The sequence below is a fragment of the Arenibacter sp. ARW7G5Y1 genome, from assembly GCF_003201775.1.
Lineage (GTDB): Bacteria > Bacteroidota > Bacteroidia > Flavobacteriales > Flavobacteriaceae > Arenibacter.
Genome location: NZ_QJJZ01000003.1, coordinates 190,203 through 212,365, shown reverse-complemented (window position 1 = coordinate 212,365; position 22,163 = coordinate 190,203). Strand labels below are relative to the sequence as shown.

Sequence of the window (22,163 nt, the reverse complement as noted above, 5' to 3'; positions counted from 1 at the left end):
TACACCAAAATTAGTTTAAAGGCCCCTCATGGGTACACCTTTTTACAATAGTATGTTAAGTCCTACAACAACAGATCTTCCCATATTCAAAATTTCATCACTTTTTAAACGGGATAAATGGGCAATGTATTTTTTATCCAATAAGTTGTTGGCACTAAGAGTAATATTCATGCTTTTTTTCAAAAATTGAATGTCCCCTCCCAAACCGGCATTTAATAGGGAATATCCAGGAGTAACGGTTTCAAAAGTACTTACTTTTCCCTGTTTAAAGGTGGTGTTCAAGGAAACGAACGCATTGGACCTAAGCCACCATCCCTTAGCATTATTAAACTCTACCCTAAACGTATTGGTCAACTTATTGGCGGGGATCAAAGGTAAGGCTTCACTAGTCTGTAATTCACCGAACACCGTTTGGTAACTACTTTCTATGTGCAACCAATCGTACGGGTGGGGGTGCAGATGAAATCCAATTTCCCCTCCATAAAGAATGGCATCCTGTTGTAGATAGTTGAAAACAGGGGTTTCATCCATTAAAGTTCCACTGGGCGCTATATAGATATAATCCTTTATACTATTGTGAAAACCATTCAGAAAAAACTCGTAATGTTCGTTTTGAAATTCCAATGCCAGATCAATTTGTAGGTTTTGCTCGTTCTTAAGGTCGCTGTTTCCAATTTCGAACCTATTGGTCCCCTCATGGGTACCATAGGAAGTGAGTTCGGCCAAATTGGGCGCCCGGAACCCTGTAGCCACATTGATTCTAGCAGTGAGTTGTTCGGAAATATTGTTTTTGTATCCAAAAGCACCATTAAAGCTATTGAAGTTGCGTTTTAAAGGGGCTATATAATCTTCTGCACCGCTTATACCATAGGCCTTTCCGTCTATTTGCCTGTGGTCATAGCGCAATCCCACCTGAAAATCGTTGTTTTGATCGAGGTGAAAATGGGTGGTCCCTAAAAATCCTATATCTTGTGTAGTGGCATCGGGAATTAAAATCTCTTCCCCAAAATTCTCATTGGTCTGATAAATTCCTTGTACGCCAACAACAGTTTCAAATTTTCCCGATTTAGGGAGATGGTACTGCAGATTATAATTAAAGGTATTGAGCTTCATGTCCAAGGCAGCCCCCTCTTCACCTTCTTCTTCATGCTCTTCGTGCTCCTCGTGGCCTTCTTCCTCTTCCTCATGGTGATGGTGATCTTCAAACTCCTTACGATTATTTCCTATGTAGCCCAAGGTGATATCCAAATTGGAGTTGTTAAAGAATAATTTGGAGTTGGAGCTCAATATATGGTTGTCCAATTTTTGATATGGTAAATCGGGTGTTCTGGAGGTGGTTTGCAAGCCCACCTCTTCAGGTATCCCCAAATTGGACCGGTTGTAATTATACCTAATCTCACTTTTAAAGGAGGTTGCCTGATAACCCAAGCCGGCCTTTAGATCTTTCTCATTAAATCTGGAATTGGTAACCCTATTGCCATCTCCACCCAAATAATCCACATGGCTATTGGTTGCCAAGCGTAGAAGATATTTAAATCTATCCCCTGAAGCTCTAATGCCGGCCCCACTACTTATACCTTGGGTGTTGGTATTGTAGTTGAAATTTATATCTCCCTCGGTACTATTGGGAACTGCAAATTTTTCCGGGTTCAGATAAAGCACTCCCCCCATTGCATCAGACCCATATAGTAGGGAAGCAGGCCCCTTGATTACCTCAACACTTTCTATGCCGGCTTCATTTACTCCCAAACCATGTTCTGCCCCAAATTGCTGGTTTTCTAAGCGAATACCCTGGGTATACACCAAAACACGATTGGAAGTAAGCCCTCTAATTACGGGTTTCCCTATTCCCACACCTGTTGAAACCACATCCACCCCGGGTATGGCCCCTATACCTTCCACCAGAGTAGGGGCACCTTGGCTCTTGAGTGTTGCCAATTTGGCGAATTCTACCTTCATAACATTTTCACGTTGTAATTTATGGAATGGGGTAGATACAATAACTTCTTCCATTTCAATGGCACTTGGAACCAATGAAATGTCCAAGGTATTGCTCCCTTTTTCAATGGTAATATTGTCTGAAAAAGTTAGAAAACCTATATAGGAAGCCACTATTTTATAGGTTCCCGTTGGTAAGGCTCCAATTTTATATTCCCCATCATTATTGGTTACACCACCCTTTTCCATTTGTGGAAAATAGATGGTAACCTGTTCCAGACCTTCTTGGTTCTCTGTATTAATTATTTTTCCGGAGAGGGTATTTTGGGAGTTTGCTGTTATATATGTCAAAATGCAGAGCATTGACAGGATTATATTTCTCATTTAATTTTTTTATAGGTAATGGCGAGAATTAGCTAGAGGCAATTCGCGTCCAAAAAATTGTTTAAAACTGTTTGGTGTAATTATAAGTAAGACCTTTTATTTCAAATACCCCAAATGTAGTTCATATAACTAGGCGTGCCTGCAACATAGAGTTTTGGCCGCCTTATATTACTATAGGGTTTCACAGGCATAATGTTTGCGTGCGCACGATTATACAAGTCCGGTAAAAAGTATTATAGGGCCGATGGAGGTCCCCTTCTGGAGAAATGGAGTTTTTGATACTTACTTAAAAAATTATAGAAGTTTATAATTTTTTCTGTTTTAGGTACTATTGTAAATGTAGCAAACTCCTGTTGCGTAAGGGTATACAAATGTGTAAGGTTGAATTTATGGTAATCACAATCCAATTCTACTTCATGTATATGCAGTTTACCTTTTTCCTTGCAGACAAAGGTGTGGTGCTCAAAGATGGCATGTTTTAATTTTAAAATGGAAGGAAGGGTTATTAAACCGACCAAGAGGACGGCAATAATTGAAAAGGTTATATTTCTCAAATGAATCTTCACTCTTCAAATCTAGTGGTATCCCAACAAAATGATTGTTAATAAAAATATAATTTATGACTTTGCTACTGTCGTTGGTGGTTGGTGGTTGGCTTATGGAAAAAAAGTATATGCAACCAAACCAATATTTATCAAGGATATTTAGATTCCTGCCGTTTCTGTAGCATACCAATGGTGATTTATATGCTATGTTATATTTTTCACTTAAGTATAAAGCCCAAGCCCATACGATTTAACATCTTTTTTTCAAATTCCCAAAAGAATTTGAACTGACCGAACAACCACCCGTAGATAACCAATAGAAATTGATAGATGGGAAAAATCAACAATATTCTAAAAATCAAATAAATAAGGCCTCCCCATAGGAAATCGGGGGAAAAGTTTTCCCGATTCAATCCGATCCAATTTAGAAACGGCTTAGCTGCATACACCGCTGATGAACCAGTAATGGAGAATACTATAAATATGATTGCAAGCTGCATATTGGAACTTACGCCCCAACGTTGTTTTAATTTCTTCATACTATAAAAAATCGTTACAAAGATAACTTTTTATACACGGGGAACAAATGGCCCCAATCGTTGATTGTATTTGCGTTGAAAATAAATAAAGTAGTTGTACAATTTATAATTCACCTCGTACCCATAATCTATATTCGGGTCGTAATCGATGCGGAGCTCATAAAGATTGGGACTATATCTAAATGGCTGCATTACCCTTTGATTCCATTCCTGAACCATGATCCTATTCCTGTTTTCCAGATAGGACTGGGAATAAAACCCTTTAGGCTTGGCAATACTCTGAAGCCATAGATCAAAGCCTGGCTCAATTATAATAATTTCGTATTCCGTTTTCTCGTCCCTAATGGTTATCGTATCTCCTTCCGTTTGGGAAAAAGCGGCCTTTTCTGCCTCTGTAACCGAAATTGCTTGCTTGGTACTGGAGCAATTGGCCAAAAACAAAAGAAACATCACAGTAACCGCAATGGTAAAAATAGTCTTTTTCATCGCTTATATTATTTCAAAAGTCATTAATATTATACCTATCAGCAATGGTCTACCGGGTTTATAACCTAGAATTCAATTGCCAACATATCTTATATTTCCTACTTATAAGATACAAAAAAAGCCATTTATGTTACAAATGGCTTTCCTTATATTATGTTAAAACTCTTATTTACCAAAAAGTCCGCCTAGCAGGCCTCCCAATCCACCTTTCTTTTTACCGGTTCCCATGACCATCCCAGCAACATCGTCCAGTACACTGCCATCTCCATCCGCATCCAATAAAGTAGTAATCAAGCTCTGGTTCTGTTCAGGTTGGCCACCAAGCATACTTCCCAATAAGCTATTTAGTCCATTGGCGTCGTTTACATTGCTCTGTGCTTTTTGTTTACCCAAGTAGGCCATTACCAATGGCGCGGCAATTTTAAGGATTTGGGCCACCGATCCTGCATCCAGTCCGGATTTCTGACTTAAGGCATTCTCAACATTGGCTTGTTTTCCACCAAAAACGTGACTTAATATACCAGCTCCATCATTAATAACGGATTCATCAACCCCTCCACCGAACAATCCTCCAAGATTATCCAACAATCCACCATCGTGTTTGGAAGAAAGTGCATTCATTAGACCTTCGGCCCCTTGTGGGGAAGAAACATTCTTCTTCATGGCACCTAATAAAAGTGGCATCGCCATGCTCAGGACATCTGCTGTTTTGTTTTCGGGTTGTCCAGTCTGACCGGCAACTCCGCTAATTAATTGTTTGCCCATTGGGCTACTTAAAAGATCCAATAATCCTGACATTTTTATAAGTGTTATGATTAGTATTAATATGCTTAAGATACAAAAAAGAGTTTGAACAAACTGTTTTTATCTTCAAATCCCTATTTATAAAGTTCAATAATTTGTGAAGCCAGTTCCAAGCCGATCCTATCCTGGGCCTCCTCGGTAGCAGCACCTATATGTGGACTAAGGGAAATATCCGGATGCATCAAAATACGTAGTTCCGGGATAGGTTCGGATTCATAGACATCCAATCCCGCAAAAGCCACTTTCCTACTTTCCAGTGCATCTACAAGGGCTACCTCATCCAAGATACCTCCACGGGCAGCGTTTACTATACCTACGCCGTCCTTCATCAAACCAAATTCCCTTTTGCCAATAATATAGGATTTTTGAGCTGGAACATGAAGACTAATAAAGTCAGCGGTTTTCAACAAGTTTTCCAAAGGAGTACTTGTAAGTTCAAAAGAAATTGATCTATTGTCATAAAAAGGTACGGTCACCGTGGCCTCATCCAAAAATGGATCGGTAAAAATTACTTTCATCCCAATGCCCAAAGCTATTCTGGCGGTTGCCACTCCAATTCTTCCAAACCCTATGATCCCTATGGTCTTTCCTCTTAATTCCACGCCTTTGGCATAGGCATTTTTTAGTTTCTTAAAATTACTATCCCCTTCCAACGGCATATTCCTATTGGCATCGTGCAAAAACCTTACCCCACTAAACAAGTGGGCAAACACCAGTTCAGCCACCGAGGAAGATGAGGCTTCCGGAGTATTGATGACATGTATGCCTTTGGATTTGGCGTAATCCACGTCTATATTGTCCATTCCCACACCACCCCGGCCAATAATTTTCAAGCCTGGGCAACCATCTATTACATCCTTAAAAACTTTAGTAGCACTTCTGACCAGCAGCACCGATACTTTATTTTCATTTATATAGGATACAAGCTGCTCTTGTGCCACATTCACCGCCAAAACTTCAAAACCGGCATTTTCCAAAGTATGTATGCCACTTTTTGATATTCCGTCGTTTGCTAAAATTTTCATACTAACTGTTGATTGTTATTCTTTAGAACTCTAAAGTTGTTACTGAGTTGACCCTTTCAATACGCTAATTGTAAGGTATTGGCGAATTGCCAAGACCTTTGCCTATGCAATATCGCAAGTCCTAAAACTCGATTTTTAAGCTTTTCGCTCCAATTCACTCATTACATCTACCAAGGTACCTACGCTCTCCAAAGGAAGGGCATTATACATGGAGGCCCTATATCCCCCAACGGAACGATGTCCGTTTATTCCATTAATTCCCGCTTCCCGGCACATTTCATCAAATACGTCCTTAAGTTTTTCCTCCGCTAGCGTAAAGGTGGCATTCATATTGGAACGGTCCTCTTTATGTGCATAGCCGTTGAACAATGGATTTAAATCTATTTCAGAGTACAAAAGTTGGGCCTTCTTTTCATTAATCTCTTCAATGGCAGCAATTCCGCCCAATTTTTGAAGCCACTCCAAGGTAAGCATGGAAACATACACGGGGAATACAGCTGGGGTATTAAACATACTCTCCTTTGCAATATGCACCTTGTAATCCAACATAGATGGAATTTTTCTACTAACCTTGCCCAAGATTTCTTCCTTTACCACTACCAAGGTGGTACCGGCCGGACCCATGTTTTTTTGGGCACCAGCGTAAATAAGATCAAATTGGGAGAAATCCAATTGTCTGGAAAATATGTCGGAACTCATATCACAGACCAAAGTAGCTTCCGTTTTAGGAAATTTCTTTATTTGGGTGCCATAAATGGTATTATTGGACGTAAGGTGCAGGTAATCCAAGTCGCTAGGAATACTGTAACCTTTGGGAATATAACTGAAATTCCCGTCTTTGGATGATCCTACTTCCAAGACCTCCCCAAAAAGCTTGGCTTCCTTTATCGCCTTATCTGCCCAGGTACCTGTATTAAGATAACCCGCCTTTTTTTCCAATAGGTTGTAGGCCACCATTAAAAACTCCATGCTAGCACCTCCTTGTAGGAATAAAGCCTGATAGCCCTTGCCTTCTAGACCCAATAGTTCCAAGGCCAGAGACCTGGCCTTGTCCATTACCGCCACAAAATCCTTACTTCTATGTGAAATTTCGATCAGGGAAAGTCCCAATCCATTAAAATCCAAGACGGCCTCGGACGCCTTTATGATTACTTCCTGAGGAAGGATACAGGGGCCGGCACTAAAATTATGTTTTTTCATTTATCACTTATTAGAGTTGTTCAAAGAATGGTATTCCTTCTCTGAGAGGTTAAAAAATTACTGCTATATACCGGTCACAAGAAACATATTTATCAATCACATATGTTCGGGCTACGGCTATTTTACAGTTATTCTCAAATTCAGTTATATTTTTTTCAAAGGTTAAAGGTCATAAATATTTTAGGAAGTAGGGTAGTATGCACCTAAATTATTACATTATGTTTTCAACAAAAAATCAACAGTATCAATATTATCCGCATAATCCGTTAAGGTTGGTTTTTGCGTCTGCCCAAAGGGCACCTCATCGGCCATAAATCCATTGGCCACCATGCATTGAATCCTATCCTTTTCATTGGTTAGCCTAATTTTCAATTCCTCCGGTGACTCATAAAACTCGTAAAATAGGGTGGCAATAGGGGAGGCATAATTCTTGTCCTCCTTTAACATTAGAAAACCATTTTCCAGTATCTTATACAAACTCATTAGGTAAACTGCCTTGTTATAATCATAATTGTTGGCATATTTTTTTTGCTCAATTATGGTATTAAATGGATATAGCGCCTTAAAAAGGACCTCAAAATTATAATTTTGAGGTACAAACAATTTGGAAACACTTCTACAGCCCAATCCGTAATACCTAAATATATCCTCACCCAAGGCCATCAACTCATCGTTGGTTTCATCGCCACTAAGGATGGCCACCGAATTCCGATTTCTCCTAATAATATTGGGCTTTTTACCAAAATAATGCTCAAAATATCGGGATGTATTGTCGCTTCCCGTGGCAATAACGGCATCAAAATCGTCCAGTCTGCCTTCCGCAAATGTAATTTGGTCTTTTAGCAATGGCTCCAATTCAATTAAGTATTGAGCTATGAAGGGCAGTAAAATTTTATCGTTGGAGGAGAGTTTTACCAAGACCCGGTTTCCCGTTATCACGGCACTTACAAAATCGTGGAAGCCCACCAAAGGGATATTCCCTGCCATGATCAAGGCAACCGTCTTTGGCCTGCTTTTACCCAAATCATACTTTGAAAGCCAACTTTCAAGTTCTGACGGTGTAAGCAACTCCGCCCAACTTTCAATACTGAATAAAATATTTTCAGGGGTAAACCATCCATTGTGATGTCCGGCCAAGATTAGTATTTCATCGAATTTTACAAACCATGCATGCTGATTATCATCAATTTGAATTTTGTTTTTCGCATATTTGCAATATTCTTTGAAAAAACTACCAAGTTTAACAAAAGCATTAAATCTATGTCTAAGGTCAGTCATTATATTTGTAAAAGATTTTATTAGGCTTTACCTTTGTACAAAAGTATTGATACTGAAATTAAATCAGCATAAAAGAAATATAAAATATGGCAATTATAATAACAGATGAGTGCATAAATTGTGGAGCTTGTGAACCGGAATGCCCAAATACTGCAATTTATGAAGGTGCGGATGATTGGCGCTATAGCGATGGAACCCTTTTAAAGGGAGATGTTGTACTGCCCAATGGGAAAGCAGTCAATGCCGAGGAATCACAGGAGCCCGTTAGCGACGAGATATATTTTATTGTCCCAGATAAGTGTACGGAATGTAAAGGTTTCCATGATGAACCACAGTGTGCCGCAGTATGCCCCGTGGATTGCTGTGTCCCTGATGAAGACCATGTGGAGTCTGAAGAAGTTCTTTTGGGCAAGCAGCGTTTTATGCATCCCGAATAGGGCTGTAGAAGGGATAGGTAAATCTTCCCCTACCATTTAAGGCCGGGTGCTCAAAATTTTTATGCCCATTCTTATAAAATTACATATCCTTACGAAGGATTATTTGAATACTACAATATTAAAAAAGGCTGCTTTAAAGCAGCCTTTTTTATGTATGGATTTAGAAACCTTTAAAATGTAAATCCTATTTTAGCATAGTAATATGCCCCGCCAAAGCCCATTTGTACAGAGTCCCAATATCCTCCTCCTTCAACCCAATCATCCTGTTGATCGGGATATACATTAAATAGGTTATTGGCACCTACATTCAATTTCAATCCCTCACATAATTGATAACCAAAAACCAGATCGGTTACCAACCTTGCATCGTAGGTATCCGTTGCCTGATTGATTTGGTCCTCGAAACTGGCATAATCAGAGGTAGGCTCATACATTTGGTAATCCAATAGCTCCACCTTACTGAAATGGGTAAAGGCCAGTCCGGCATCGAACTTGTCCCTACTGTAGTTCATATTTAGGGTAAATTTGCTTTTAGGTGCCGAAGCAAGGAGAAACCCTTTATCCCTTTCGCCAAAAAAGGTTTCCGCATCCAGACTACCATTGTTTACCTTATCTATTTTCATATCGTTTATATTCCCCGTAAAGGTGGCCGATAACCTATTGTCGTTAAAACTTTTCTTCCATGCCAGAACAATATCCAAGCCCGTAGTTTTGGTATCCACCCCATTGACAAAGAATTGTGCTGCCTCCACATTGGGGATCTGGGGCGCATCAAAATTACCGGTAAGTACTATACGGTCATCTACTTTAATATAGTACCCGTCTATCGTAGCAGTAAAATCCCCAAAAGTCGCGGTAAACCCTAATCCGGCATTAAGGGCTTTTTCTTCCGTTAACTGATCTATTCCAAATGAAGCGGTTACCGGACTGTTATTGGGAGACAACAGGGACTCCAATGCCGCACCGCCAACAAAATTGGTGAACTGTAGATTGTAATATTTTTGGGCCAAGGAAGGAGCTCTAAAGCCCGTACTAACAGAACCTCTTATATTAACGTTGTCCGATGCTTTTAACCTTGCGGCCAATTTGCCGTTGAGCGTACTTCCGAAATCACTGAAATTCTCGAATCGCGCAGCAGCACTCAAGAGAAAGGCTTCCGTTAGATCAAACTCCCCGTCCGCATACAGGGAAAAGTTGCTTCTACTTCTGTCCACTTCGTTCTTGGGACTGTAACCTGGAAAACCTTGGGATCCGCCGGGGCGTGGATCGCCCGAATCCGGATCAATGGGTTGGGTTTGGTTGGCCGGATCCGTAATCAATAGGCCATTTACGTCATAGGTGCCCCAAGATCCTTCTTCACCAGCAAATATGATAAAATTTTCCGTTCTGTATTCTGCCCCAAAAGCCAAGTTCATACCTTCCAATACATCGTCATAATACTTGGAAAAATCCAAATTCACCGTATTCTGGGCAAGACTGTGTCCGCCCGCATCAAAATCGGTGGGGGAAACATCTTCCAAAGAAGCGTTGAGGGTGCCCTTTATATAATAATGAAAATTATTACTGCCGTAGGTATTACTAATATCCAGTTTCCAGCCATTATCCAATTCGGTTCTAAACCCGGCCGAAAAGGAATTGTCAATAATATTGGAGGTAATCCTTGGGGTAAAGCCATTGGGGTATATGGAAGGAATTACCCTATTGCCTCCGTTTCTTGTAAAGGCATAGGCATCCGTATCCCTATAATTCCTTCCGCCAAAGGCGTATAATTCTGAATTGTCCGAAAGAGGAACGGAGGCATTTACCATTAAGTTGAATCCATCTATGGCCGCTTCCCCAAAACCTCGCCTAAAATCGAATCCTGGTCTCAAGGTTTTATTTTTGCTAATATATTCCGTGGTGACATTGACAAATCCGCCATCATTGCCAATAGCCGCTCCAAAATTAACCCCAGCTTTTAAAGAGCCTCCATCAAAACTCTTATCCTCCCCAATGGCATTTCCGTCCTTATCCGTATCCAAACGATTACCATCCGTGTTGGGCGTTCCTGCCGGAAAATCTCCTTTGGCATTGGTACTATAGGCTCCATAATTAATAAAACCGGATACCTTATCCGTTTGGTTTTTCAAAACAATGTTTATAACCCCTGCAATGGCATCCGAACCATATTGCGCTGCAGCCCCATCACGTAATATTTCTATTCGTTTTATGGCCGATGCCGGTATGGCGTTCAAATCGGTGCCCGTGTTACCACGCCCCCTAGTACCAAAAATATTGATCAAAGAGGATTGATGCCTTCTTTTGCCATTGATAAGTACCAGGGTTTGATCGGGTCCCAACCCCCTTAGGGTAGCCGGATCTATATGGTCGGCACCGTCCGATCCCGACTGTTTATTGGCATTGAACGAAGGTGCCGCATATTGCAATAACTCATTTACTTCCACACGACCAGTTTGTGTGGAGACTTCCGCTATATCTATAACATCTACTGGAACGGCGGTGTCCGTAGAGGTTCGCTTAGGGCTTCTGGACCCCACTAATTGAACTTCGTCCAGCATCATTCCCCCGGACAAGGAAACATTGATAACCGATTTTCCAGAAACATTTTCCTCCTTGGTATCATAACCTATATAACTAAAAACAAGGGTTGCATTATCCATGACCGATATTTGATAATTCCCATCAAAATCGGTTGTTGTGCCATTGGTAGTCCCCTTTTCCACTATGTTTACGCCAACCAAGGGTTCGCCAGTATCATCCGTGATATTTCCCGATACGGAGTTTTGGGCAACTGCCAAGGTGAAATTGGCCAACATAAAAACAGTTAATAAGATTATTTTTTTCATATCAATGAATTTAAGTATTTAGACTTCTAATTTAGGTATTTTATTTTTACATAATTAAGATTGCCAATATGTGTTCATAAACGTACATAAATAGTATCTTTGCAGCTGTTTAAAAAATAGCTGGGAAACAGACCTAATTTATGTTTCCCGTTTAATATAGATCTCGATCATGAAAGCAGGTATTGTAGGATTGCCAAATGTAGGAAAGTCCACCCTTTTTAATTGCTTGTCCAACGCAAAGGCGCAAAGTGCCAATTTTCCATTTTGCACCATTGAACCCAATATTGGCGTGGTAAACGTACCGGATACGCGACTTCAAAAATTGGAGGAATTGGTGAACCCTGAAAGAGTGCTACCTGCAACTGTAGAGATTGTGGATATTGCAGGATTGGTAAAAGGAGCCAGTAAAGGTGAAGGTCTCGGCAACCAGTTTTTAGGCAATATTCGCGAGACAGATGCCATATTACATGTGCTTCGCTGTTTTGACAACGATAATATTGTACACGTAGATGGCTCTGTAAATCCGGTTAGGGATAAAGAAACCATCGATATCGAACTCCAGTTAAAGGATTTGGAAACCGTGGACAAAAAGCTTGAAAAAGTAAAGCGGGCAGCCAAAACTGGAAATAAAGAGGCCCAGAAAGAAGAGGCGGTGCTATTGAAGATCAAACAAGGCCTTGAAACAGGTACCTCAGTACGCGCCCTGGATATCAGCAAGGACGATCGTGCTGAATTTGTTAGGCCCTTACAATTTATTACGGACAAGCCGGTCATGTATGTCTGCAATGTGGATGAAGATGCCGCAACCACAGGTAACACATACGTAGAACAAGTTAAGGCTGCTGTTGCCAACGAAAATGCAGAGGTTATCTTTTTGGCCGTAGGCACCGAAGCCGACATTACAGAATTGGAGAGTTATGAAGAACGGCAAATGTTCTTGGAAGATTTAGGGCTTACCGAACCCGGTTCCGCCAAATTGATCAGGGGAGCATACAAACTATTAAATCTGGAGACCTATTTTACCGCCGGCGTAAAGGAAGTAAGGGCCTGGACCATTCCTGTGGGTGCCACGGCGCCACAAGCTGCGGGGGTGATACACACCGACTTTGAAAAGGGATTTATTCGAGCAGAAGTAATTGCTTATAATGATTTTGTTTCCTTTGGCAGCGAGGCCAAGGTCAAGGAAGCTGGAAAAATGCGGGTTGAAGGAAAGGAATACATCGTAAAGGATGGCGATGTAATGCACTTTAGGTTTAACGTGTAAAGTAGTACACTGGCCCGCTAAACGCTGTAGTTGCCATGATTCCGCTCCCTTAGGGGCGGGCACTTGCAATCCTATATCCACAAATTAGCAAAAGCCAGGACAGGCTTGTTCATGATTTTTTGTTGCTCCGGAAAACCAATAAATTTTTATACTTTTGTTTTGCTATTATTCTTCCTGTTAAGATTATAGCATACAAACAACCCCTTACTATCAACAAATCGTTGGTTTCCTTTGTTAATTACTTTAACGCCTAGGGGTTTCATCTTTTTATAACACTTGCTATATTAGCAACACTTTGGATAAAGCCCTAGATCATGTCAGATAACGCCCAATACACAGAAGACAACATTCGCTCATTAGACTGGAAGGAACATATCCGGATGCGTCCTGGAATGTATATTGGTAAATTGGGCGACGGATCCTCAGCGGATGACGGTATCTACATCCTTCTAAAAGAGGTTATAGACAACTGTATCGATGAGTTTGTAATGGGTGCCGGTAAGACCATAGAAATCGTGATAAAGGATAATATAGTCAATGTGAGGGACTATGGCCGGGGGATCCCTTTGGGAAAGGTTGTGGACGTGGTATCCAAAATGAACACGGGAGGTAAGTACGACTCCAGGGCCTTTAAAAAATCGGTTGGTCTAAACGGGGTAGGTACCAAAGCCGTAAATGCGCTATCCAGTTTTTTTAAAGTGGAGTCCTCTAGGGACAATATGCTTAAAACCGCAGAATTTCAACAGGGAAACCTCGTAGCCGAAATAGGTCCTGAAGACACTTCGAAGCGCAAAGGAACCAAGGTGTCCTTTACTCCCGATGAAATTATCTTTAAAAAATACAAGTATAGGAACGAGTATGTGGAACGCATGCTCAAAAATTATGTATACCTCAATCCTGGTCTCACCATTATATACAACGGTGAGAAATTTCATTCCGAGAACGGACTAAAAGACCTCTTGGAAGACAACAACAATATTGAGGACATGACCTACCCTATAATTCACCTAAAGGGTAATGATATAGAGATAGCCTTAACGCACAGCAAAACACAATATAGCGAAGAATACCATTCGTTTGTCAATGGACAAAACACTACGCAAGGAGGTACGCACCAAACAGCATTTAGGGAGGCAATAGTAAAAACCGTTAGAGAATTCTACGGTAAAAATTACGATTCGTCCGATGTTAGGAAATCCATTATTTCCGCCATAGCCATCAAGGTAATGGAACCTGTTTTTGAGAGTCAGACCAAAACCAAATTGGGATCTACCGATATGGGTGGCGACCTACCAACGGTGCGCACCTATATCAACGATTTTGTGGGAACCCAGCTCAATAATTACCTGCACAAAAATCCGGACACCGCAGAAAAGCTGCAGCGCAAAATTATGCAGGCAGAGCGGGAGCGAAAGGAACTCTCGGGAATTAGAAAATTGGCCAAGGACAGAGCCAAAAAGGCCAGTCTCCACAATAAGAAATTAAGGGATTGTAGAGTACATTTGGCCGACTCCAAAAATGATCGTTGCCTAGAAAGCACCTTGTTCATCACGGAAGGGGATTCAGCCTCGGGTTCCATAACAAAGTCCAGGGATGTAAACACCCAAGCCGTATTCAGCCTAAGGGGGAAGCCCTTGAACTCCTATGGGATGTCCAAAAAAATAGTGTATGAAAATGAGGAGTTCAACCTTCTCCAAGCGGCATTGAACATAGAGGAATCTATGGAGGACTTAAGGTATAATAAAATAGTAATAGCAACGGATGCCGATGTTGATGGCATGCACATCCGACTTTTATTGATAACTTTTTTCCTGCAATTTTTCCCGGAACTAATAAAGGAAAACCACCTATATATACTTCAAACACCGCTGTTCAGGGTCCGAAACAAAAAGGATACCTATTATTGCTACAGCCATGAGGAAAAACTACAGGCCATTGAAAAGTTAAGTGGAAAACCCGAAATAACCCGATTTAAGGGATTGGGAGAAATCTCCCCGGATGAGTTCCAACATTTTATTGGCGAAGACATTAGATTGGAACCGGTAATGCTGGACAAAGCCATGTCCATAGAAAACCTTTTGGAGTTTTACATGGGCAAGAACACCCCTGACCGCCAAGAATTTATAATAAACAACCTTAAAGTAGAGGTAGACCTAGTTGAGGAAAACCAAATATAAACCTGCCTGCTATTACGCAGGCATAACTAATACGAATCTTTCTTTATGGAAGAGAATGAAGAACTGAACGAAGTACCACAAGAAAATCAAGAAGAAACCCACAACACCCTTACCAAGGTTACGGGGATGTACAAAGACTGGTTTTTAGATTACGCTTCCTATGTTATTCTGGAGCGCGCAGTTCCCGCAATAGAGGACGGATTTAAACCTGTTCAGCGAAGGATTATGCACGCCTTAAAAGAACTGGACGACGGCCGATACAATAAAGTAGCCAACGTTGTGGGCCACACCATGCAGTATCACCCTCACGGAGATGCGAGTATCGCGGACGCCATGGTGCAAATTGGACAAAAAGACCTCCTAATCGATACCCAGGGTAACTGGGGAAACATCTTAACAGGCGATAGTGCCGCTGCATCCCGTTATATTGAGGCCAGATTAACCAAGTTTGCCCTCGAAGTTGTCTTTAGTCCAAAAATTACAGAATGGCAACTCTCCTATGACGGGAGAAAAAAAGAACCTGTAAACCTCCCTGTTAAATTCCCACTTTTATTGGCTCAAGGAGCAGAGGGTATTGCAGTGGGACTCTCCACAAAGGTACTGCCACACAATTTTATAGAGCTTATTGAAGCCTCCATAAAACATCTAAAAGGACAGAAATTTACCATATATCCGGACTTCCCCACCTCCGGCATCATAGACGTAAGCAATTACAACGACGGATTAAGAGGAGGGAAGATCAGGGTCAGGGCCAAGATACAACAGTTAGATAAGAATACATTGGTAATCAGGGAGATACCATACGGAACCAACACCTCTTCTTTAATAGATTCCATCCTGAAAGCCAACGAAAAGGGCAAGATTAAAATCAAAAAAATCGAGGACAATACTGCTGCAGAAGTGGAAATACTGGTACACCTACCAACAGGGTTATCACCGGACAAAACCATAGACGCCCTCTACGCCTTTACTTCCTGCGAATCATCCATATCCCCGTTGGGCTGTATCATCGAAGACAACAAACCGCTTTTTATAGGAGTTACCGAAATGTTGCAACGCTCTACGGATTACACCGTGGAACTTCTAAAAGCGGAATTGGAGATACAGTTGGGAGAACTGGAAGAGCAATGGCATTTTGCTTCCCTTGAGCGCATCTTTATTGAAAATAGGATTTATCGCGATATTGAAGAGGAAGAAACCTGGGAAGGCGTTATTGCTGCTATAGACAAAGGTCTTGCCCCGCACACAACCCATTTGAAAAGAAAGGTGACCGAAGACGATATTGTTCGTCTGACCGAAATTAGAATAAAGAGAATTTCCAAATTCGATTTGGACAAGGCCCAACAATATTTGGACAGCCTTGAAGAAAAGATTGCCGAGGTAAAACACCATTTGGCCAATCTGATCGACTTTGCCATTAATTATTTCAAATCCCTAAAGGAAAAATACGGAAAGGGACGTGAGCGAAAATCGGAAATTAGGATTTTTGATGACATCGAAGCTACCAAGGTAGTGATCAGAAATACAAAATTATACGTAAACCGCGAGGAAGGATTTGTTGGCACCTCCCTAAAACGGGATGAGTATGTTACCGATTGTAGCGATATAGACGATATTATCGTGTTTACCAAGGAGGGAAAAATGATGATTGCCAAAGTAGACTCCAAAATCTTTATAGGCAAGAATATTATTCATGTGGCCGTGTTCAAGAAAAAGGACAAACGGACCATTTACAACATGATCTACAAAGATGGCAAGGGCGGAGCCAGTTACATTAAACGATTCAGCGTAACGGGAGTAACCCGGGACAAACCTTACGACCTTACCACGGGCAAACCACAATCCGAGGTTCTATACTTCTCCGCCAACCCCAATGGGGAGGCCGAAGTTATTACCGTTCTTTTAAGACAAGTGGGCAGCGTAAAGAAACTGAAGTGGGATATAGATTTCGCAGATGTACGGATCAAGGGAAGGGCCTCCAAAGGAAATATTGTAACCAAATACTCTGTAAAGCGAATCGAATTAAAGGAGAAAGGGGTTTCCACCCTAAAGCCTAGAAAAATATGGTTTGATGAAATTGTCAGAAGACTAAATGTCGATGGCCGCGGAGAACTGCTCGGAGAATTCAAAGGGGACGATATGCTATTGGTCGTTACCCAAAAAGGGGTGGCAAAAACTTTCATCCCCAACCTTTCCACTCATTTCGATGAAGATATGGTCGTTTTGGAAAAATGGAATCCCAGAAAGCCCTTGTCCGCCATATACTACGAAGGGGAAAAAGAACGCTATTACGTAAAACGCTTTATAATCGAAAATGAAAACAAGGAGGAATTGTTTATTTCGGAACACCCCAAATCGTTTTTAGAACTTGTTTCCACCGATTGGCGACCAGTGGTCGAAATTGAATTTACCAAACCCAGAGGAAAGGATGTGAAACCTAATCAAATTGTTGATTTAGAGGATTTTATATCGATTAAAGGAATAAAAGCTTTAGGTAACCAACTTACTTCTGACAAGGTGAAAAATATTAATGCCCTGGAACCACTTCCTTTTGAAGAGCCCAAAAAAAATGAACCCGGCGAAATTGAAGTTGTGGACGAAGAGAACATAGCACCCAAGGAAGACCAACAGGTAGATGCCCAAAAAACAGGAGCAAGCAAAGAAGAACCCAAGAAAGAAGAAAATCCGGATAAGGATGATGATGAAGGACAGACGACTCTATTTTAGGACATTACAGGGATAACTGTTCAATAATAAAAATACCGATATCCCTCTTTATTTACATTAATTAATGGTTAATTGGAGTAATTCCTTAAGAATTCCCTCCAGAATAGCCTATATTTGCAAAAACTGATTTTTTATGGATTTTACCAACCCCCTGGTATATGGAGTTCCTTGTTTTATAGCTTTTATTTTATTGGAACTCACTTATAGCAAGACTCATGGCGACGATCATTTATATGATTGGAAAGATTTGGCAGCAAGTGGATTTATGGGTGTTGGCTCTGCCATTATTGCCCCATTGATCAAAGTTGTTTCGGCCATTGTAATATTTGAATTTACCTATGAATTATTCAATCCAATAACCAATGGCATCAGAACCAACATTTTTGGATATGAATCCTTTGGATACGCATGGTATGTTTGGTTACTATGTCAATTAGCGGATGATTTTACTTATTATTGGTTCCACAGGGCCAATCACGAAGTGCGCATCCTATGGGCTGCACATATTGTACACCATTCCTCGGACAATTTTAATTTAGGGACCGCCGTACGTAACGGATGGTTTACCATTTTATACAAACCCCTCTTCTACATGTGGCTTCCCGCCATTGGCTTTCCGCCCGAAATGGTCGTTGTATGCCTAGGAATTGAAGCCCTATGGCAATTTCAATTACATTCTGTCTATGTTCCCAAGATGGGATTCATTGAAAAAATATTCAATACCCATACAATGCATCAAGTGCACCACGCCCAAAATGTGGAATACTTGGACAAAAACCACGGTGGTTTCTTAAATATTTTCGACAAAATATTTGGAACATGGAAAGAGCTGGATGATGATATTGATGTTAAGTACGGGGTTATCCATGCACCCAACTCACACAATCCGGTAGTCATCCTAACACATGAGTTTAAGGACATTTTTAACGATGTAAAGAAATCGAAAAAACTATCCCACGCCCTGATGTATATTTTTGGCCCACCGGGATGGAGTCCGGACGGAAGCACCCTTACCGTAAAGCAACAACAGCGACTGTTTAAGGAGCAAAAGACCTCAAATCCCGAGGCAGCCTTTAGTAGGCCCAATTAAATATCAGGCCTTACGTACAAACTGCAGCAGCCTTAAATCAGTGACAACCCTTGGGATCCTACAATTGTTTTTAAGAAAAGAATCTTAAAACTTTTAATCAATAGACTTTAAGAAACCACCTAAAGTATTGGTCGAAAATGGTATTATTACCCCTTAACAACCGGGTGTATTTACCAAATTTATTGCATGTATCACCTTTTAGCACTCCTCAATTGCACGAACAATTCCTTGACCGGAAGTTAGTCGCTTCCCAACAGCAGAGAACCAATAGGTGTGTTTTTATCTGCATTTAAATGATACGGAACCACAAAACACCAACTTAAACCAGCAACCTCTTTACTTTATTTCAGCAGGCTTATCCTTATTTTTCTGCATTCGAATATTGAGAAATTCCACAAATAGGGAGAATGCAATGGCAAAATATAGATACCCTTTAGGAATTGCGCCTACTTCATTTCCGAAAAATTTAGCGTGACTCAGATGTGCCGCTTCCATTATCAACATAAATCCGATTAGGATCAGAAAAGAAAGTGCCAGAATCTGCATCGATGGATGGGCACTTATAAATTGTCGTATCGGATTCGCAAAGACCATCATGATAATAATGGAAATAACAACAGCAATAATCATAAGCAACAATGCATCCCCCGGTTTGTCACCTATTCCATTGGTCATACCCACTGCTGTAAGGATAGAGTCTATGGAAAAAATAAAGTCGATCAGGATAATCTGTACAATGGCACTGGACATGCTTGTAATCCCCTTTGCATTGATCTCGTTCTCATCATGTTCCGGCATTTCTATCTTTTCGTGAATTTCAGAGGTACTCTTGTACAACAGGAACAGTCCCCCCAAAAACAAAATCAATGCCTGCCCACTAATACCCATATAAACCCAAGAGCTCTCTATATAGAAGAACGGATTTTTAAGCCCTATTAAGAAGGAAACGGCAAACAATAATACAATCCTTTGGACCATAGCCAAAAGCAGTCCCAGATTGGTCGCTTTGGCCTGTAGCTTTCGAGGCAATTTGTTGGCGATAATGGAAATAAAAATAATATTGTCTATCCCTAGGACAATCTCCAAAAACGTTAACGTAAGCAGTGCTACCCATGCATCCGGACTAGATAAAATTTCAAACATAGCTATTGTATTTTAATTGCGGTTCCCTTGGATTTTTTGGTACTGCCCACGACCTTATATTCAAATGTATAGGAATTATCGCTTGTGGACAAAATCTTCATGTGGATCGATTTTTCCTCGGCCATGTTCTTGGGGTGCAGTTTTTTAACGATGTACTCACAGTCATTTAACCACCTGACGGAGGAGGTATCCACTTTTCCTTGAAAATAGTCCAATTCAATACTGTCGTTCCTAACAAAAGTAGTAGTATGTTTTTCTCCGTCGATTTCCGCCGTAAAGGAGAATTTTCCATTTTTAAAATCGGTGCAATTGCGCTCTGGCTGATAACAAGAGCACACAACCAGCAAGAGGAGCACCATACTGAAGGTAATATTTTTAGTCATGCCACAAAATAAAGAAATTTGATGTTTAAATCGGCCAAAAAACAAATATTTCAACCACCTTTTTCCGTATAGGATTTAAAACTTCCATCAGCATAAAAAATAATAATTTTATCTATGGCTTGCGATCGCGGATTTGCATCAGCCATCACCTCATTTCCCGCTGCCATTTGCTCCTTCTTTTCAACAATAGGGGAGGCGGTCTTTATCTTCTTTGGAAAGGAACCTTTACCAAACAACAACCAATACAGGTCAACATCCGGAAAAGAGGAAACAACCTTCAGAACAAATTCCAGACTCGGCTTGTTTCTGCCCGCCAATAGATGGGATATACTAGAACGTTGAACCCCTATGGTATCGGCAAATGCCGAAGCAGATAAATCATAGAACTTCAAAATTTGATCTATTCTTTTTATAAAATCAGAAGTATTCACAATTGTAAATTTTTATTTACAAAAGTAATGATTTATTAGCATATCCACTGAACATGCATTGCCCCCCATGGCCATAATTGATAAACTATTACTTTATATAAAGCAATTGACCATTATGATTGATAAGGTTATATAATATGATAATAGAAAAGATATATTTTGCCGCCAACACCCCATGCCTATCCCTAAACACCCAACTACCTCCCAATTTACTTTGTTTACAATTGTAACATCTAAGATTTACAATTGTAATTTAATTTGAAGTTACCTTTGCACGATTCAATTTATATAAGAGTTTTTCGCATGCCATTAAATTATAAGGATATAAAAGAAGTTACGATAAAGGGCAGATACGTTACGGACAAGGACATTGATCTGTTTCTGCAGGCTTTGGGTAAAAATTTTACAACCCAAACAGAAGGGGTTTCAGTGGAAGGCAGGGCAATAAAAAGTATAGTGCTGGGTAAGGGCGAACTGAAGATTTTAATGTGGTCCCAAATGCACGGAAACGAATCCACCACAACCAAGGCTGTAATGGATTTGATCAACTATTTTAAATCGGATTCCAATTTGGCCAAAACCATTTTAAAGAACTGCACCCTTAAAATTGTACCCATACTTAATCCGGATGGAGCCATGGCTTACACTAGGGTCAACGCCAACGGAGTGGATTTAAATCGGGATGCCCAAGAACGAACCCAACCCGAGAGTGTGGTTTTAAGAAAAATATACGAGGATTTTAAGCCCAATTATTGTTTCAACCTTCATGACCAGCGTACCATTTTTAATGTTGGAAACACGCCAAAACCCGCAACCGTTTCTTTTTTGGCACCTGCCCATGACCTTGAACGCAGCATTTCCAAAACCAGGGGGGTCAGTATGCAGTTAATTGCCGCCATGAACGAAGAACTCCAAAAGTACATTCCAGGACAGGTGGGAAGATATGATGATGGGTTTAACAGCAACTGTGTTGGTGACACCTTTCAAATGTTGAATATCCCCACCATATTATTTGAATCCGGCCATTTCCCTGGAGATTATGACAGGGAAGTAACAAGAAGATATATTTTTTTAGCAATGCTCAAAGGTATTGAGGTAATTTCAAAAAGGTCCATCGACCAATATGCTATGGATTCCTATTTTGACATACCTGACAACAACAAATTATTTTTTGATATCATAATAAGGAATATCCATATTCTGGATTCCAAATTTGAATTTGCCAGTAGTGCAGCGATACAATATGTGGAAACATTGATGGATGGGAAGATCGAATTCAAAGGTAAACTGGAAGAAACAGGGGGTTTACAAGGCAAATTCGGACACAAAACATATAATTGTCTATATTCTAAGGACTTAAATGAGTTAAAAAACAATCCCAACCTAGCTGAACTACTCCTCTAAATTGGAATATTTTTTCAAAAAATCTAAAAATGTTACGGTTTTCATAAAAAAATGATTGATTC

Annotated in this window: 18 protein-coding genes; 6 read left to right on the top strand and 12 right to left on the bottom strand. The window is 40.5% G+C overall.

The genetic code is table 11. The features are described from left to right. Positions 1-42: 42 nt before the first annotated feature. The 8 genes from C7972_RS06085 to C7972_RS06050 all read right to left on the bottom strand — a co-directional run bounded on the left by C7972_RS06085 (position 43) and on the right by C7972_RS06050 (position 8,199). Entirely contained in the window at positions 43-2,322 is a 2,280-nt protein-coding gene (locus C7972_RS06085; protein WP_110355329.1) for a TonB-dependent receptor, read from the bottom strand. A gap of 233 nt (positions 2,323-2,555) precedes the next feature. Beyond that, positions 2,556-2,888: a hypothetical protein gene (locus C7972_RS06080; protein ID WP_110355328.1), complete on the bottom strand. Its 333-nt coding sequence runs from the start codon at positions 2,886-2,888 to the stop codon at positions 2,556-2,558. A gap of 197 nt (positions 2,889-3,085) precedes the next feature. Continuing rightward, complete coding sequence (locus C7972_RS06075; RefSeq protein WP_110355327.1) at positions 3,086-3,406, bottom strand: DUF6787 family protein; 321 nt, start codon at positions 3,404-3,406, stop codon at positions 3,086-3,088. A 30-nt stretch (positions 3,407-3,436) separates the two neighbouring features. Next, positions 3,437-3,892 (bottom strand): DUF6146 family protein, encoded by a 456-nt coding sequence (locus tag C7972_RS06070; protein WP_110355326.1) that lies wholly within the window; start codon positions 3,890-3,892, stop codon positions 3,437-3,439. 165 nt (positions 3,893-4,057) lie between these two features. Continuing rightward, complete coding sequence (locus C7972_RS06065; RefSeq protein ID WP_110355325.1) at positions 4,058-4,690, bottom strand: DUF937 domain-containing protein; 633 nt, start codon at positions 4,688-4,690, stop codon at positions 4,058-4,060. An 80-nt stretch (positions 4,691-4,770) separates the two neighbouring features. Next, positions 4,771-5,721: a D-2-hydroxyacid dehydrogenase gene (locus C7972_RS06060; protein WP_110355324.1), complete on the bottom strand. Its 951-nt coding sequence runs from the start codon at positions 5,719-5,721 to the stop codon at positions 4,771-4,773. A 135-nt stretch (positions 5,722-5,856) separates the two neighbouring features. Beyond that, the gene (gene serC, locus C7972_RS06055) at positions 5,857-6,921 is read right to left on the bottom strand and encodes a 3-phosphoserine/phosphohydroxythreonine transaminase (RefSeq protein ID WP_110355323.1); all 1,065 of its coding nucleotides are present in this window, start codon (positions 6,919-6,921) and stop codon (positions 5,857-5,859) included. 216 nt (positions 6,922-7,137) lie between these two features. Continuing rightward, complete coding sequence (locus C7972_RS06050; protein WP_110355322.1) at positions 7,138-8,199, bottom strand: acyl-CoA reductase; 1,062 nt, start codon at positions 8,197-8,199, stop codon at positions 7,138-7,140. Between the two features lie 86 nt (positions 8,200-8,285). Between C7972_RS06050 and C7972_RS06045 the strand changes: the two genes are divergently transcribed. Continuing rightward, positions 8,286-8,636, top strand: coding sequence for a 4Fe-4S dicluster domain-containing protein (locus C7972_RS06045; protein WP_110355321.1), 351 nt, complete (start codon positions 8,286-8,288; stop codon positions 8,634-8,636). Between the two features lie 170 nt (positions 8,637-8,806). On the opposite strand, the gene C7972_RS06040 is transcribed toward C7972_RS06045, so the two are convergent. Continuing rightward, the gene (locus tag C7972_RS06040) at positions 8,807-11,482 is read right to left on the bottom strand and encodes a TonB-dependent receptor (RefSeq protein ID WP_110355320.1); all 2,676 of its coding nucleotides are present in this window, start codon (positions 11,480-11,482) and stop codon (positions 8,807-8,809) included. 169 nt (positions 11,483-11,651) lie between these two features. Between C7972_RS06040 and ychF the strand changes: the two genes are divergently transcribed. From ychF to C7972_RS06020, 4 genes are all read left to right on the top strand, one after another. After that, on the top strand, positions 11,652-12,746 hold the full coding sequence (ychF, locus tag C7972_RS06035) for a redox-regulated ATPase YchF (protein WP_110355319.1): 1,095 nt from the start codon (positions 11,652-11,654) through the stop codon (positions 12,744-12,746). Between the two features lie 314 nt (positions 12,747-13,060). Then, positions 13,061-14,923, top strand: a complete 1,863-nt coding sequence (locus C7972_RS06030) for a DNA topoisomerase IV subunit B (RefSeq protein ID WP_110355318.1) — start codon at positions 13,061-13,063, stop codon at positions 14,921-14,923. A gap of 45 nt (positions 14,924-14,968) precedes the next feature. Next, entirely contained in the window at positions 14,969-17,650 is a 2,682-nt protein-coding gene (locus C7972_RS06025) for a DNA gyrase/topoisomerase IV subunit A (RefSeq protein WP_110355317.1), read from the top strand. Between the two features lie 133 nt (positions 17,651-17,783). Further along, positions 17,784-18,740 carry a sterol desaturase family protein gene (locus tag C7972_RS06020; RefSeq protein WP_110355316.1) on the top strand — a complete coding sequence of 319 codons (957 nt, stop codon included), beginning with the start codon at positions 17,784-17,786 and terminating at the stop codon, positions 18,738-18,740. Between the two features lie 336 nt (positions 18,741-19,076). Here C7972_RS06020 and C7972_RS06015 read toward each other — a convergent pair whose 3' ends face one another. From C7972_RS06015 to C7972_RS06005, 3 genes are read right to left on the bottom strand one after another with little or no spacing between them, the layout of a single operon-like run. Next, entirely contained in the window at positions 19,077-19,883 is an 807-nt protein-coding gene (locus C7972_RS06015) for a TerC family protein (RefSeq protein ID WP_110355315.1), read from the bottom strand. A 2-nt stretch (positions 19,884-19,885) separates the two neighbouring features. Then, positions 19,886-20,266, bottom strand: coding sequence for a DNA topoisomerase IV (locus tag C7972_RS06010; RefSeq protein WP_110355314.1), 381 nt, complete (start codon positions 20,264-20,266; stop codon positions 19,886-19,888). Positions 20,267-20,316: 50 nt separating this feature from the next. Next, entirely contained in the window at positions 20,317-20,700 is a 384-nt protein-coding gene (locus C7972_RS06005; RefSeq protein ID WP_110355313.1) for a helix-turn-helix transcriptional regulator, read from the bottom strand. Positions 20,701-21,000: 300 nt separating this feature from the next. Between C7972_RS06005 and C7972_RS06000 the strand changes: the two genes are divergently transcribed. After that, positions 21,001-22,101 carry a M14 metallopeptidase family protein gene (locus C7972_RS06000; RefSeq protein ID WP_110355312.1) on the top strand — a complete coding sequence of 367 codons (1,101 nt, stop codon included), beginning with the start codon at positions 21,001-21,003 and terminating at the stop codon, positions 22,099-22,101. The last annotated feature ends 62 nt before the right edge of the window (positions 22,102-22,163 follow it).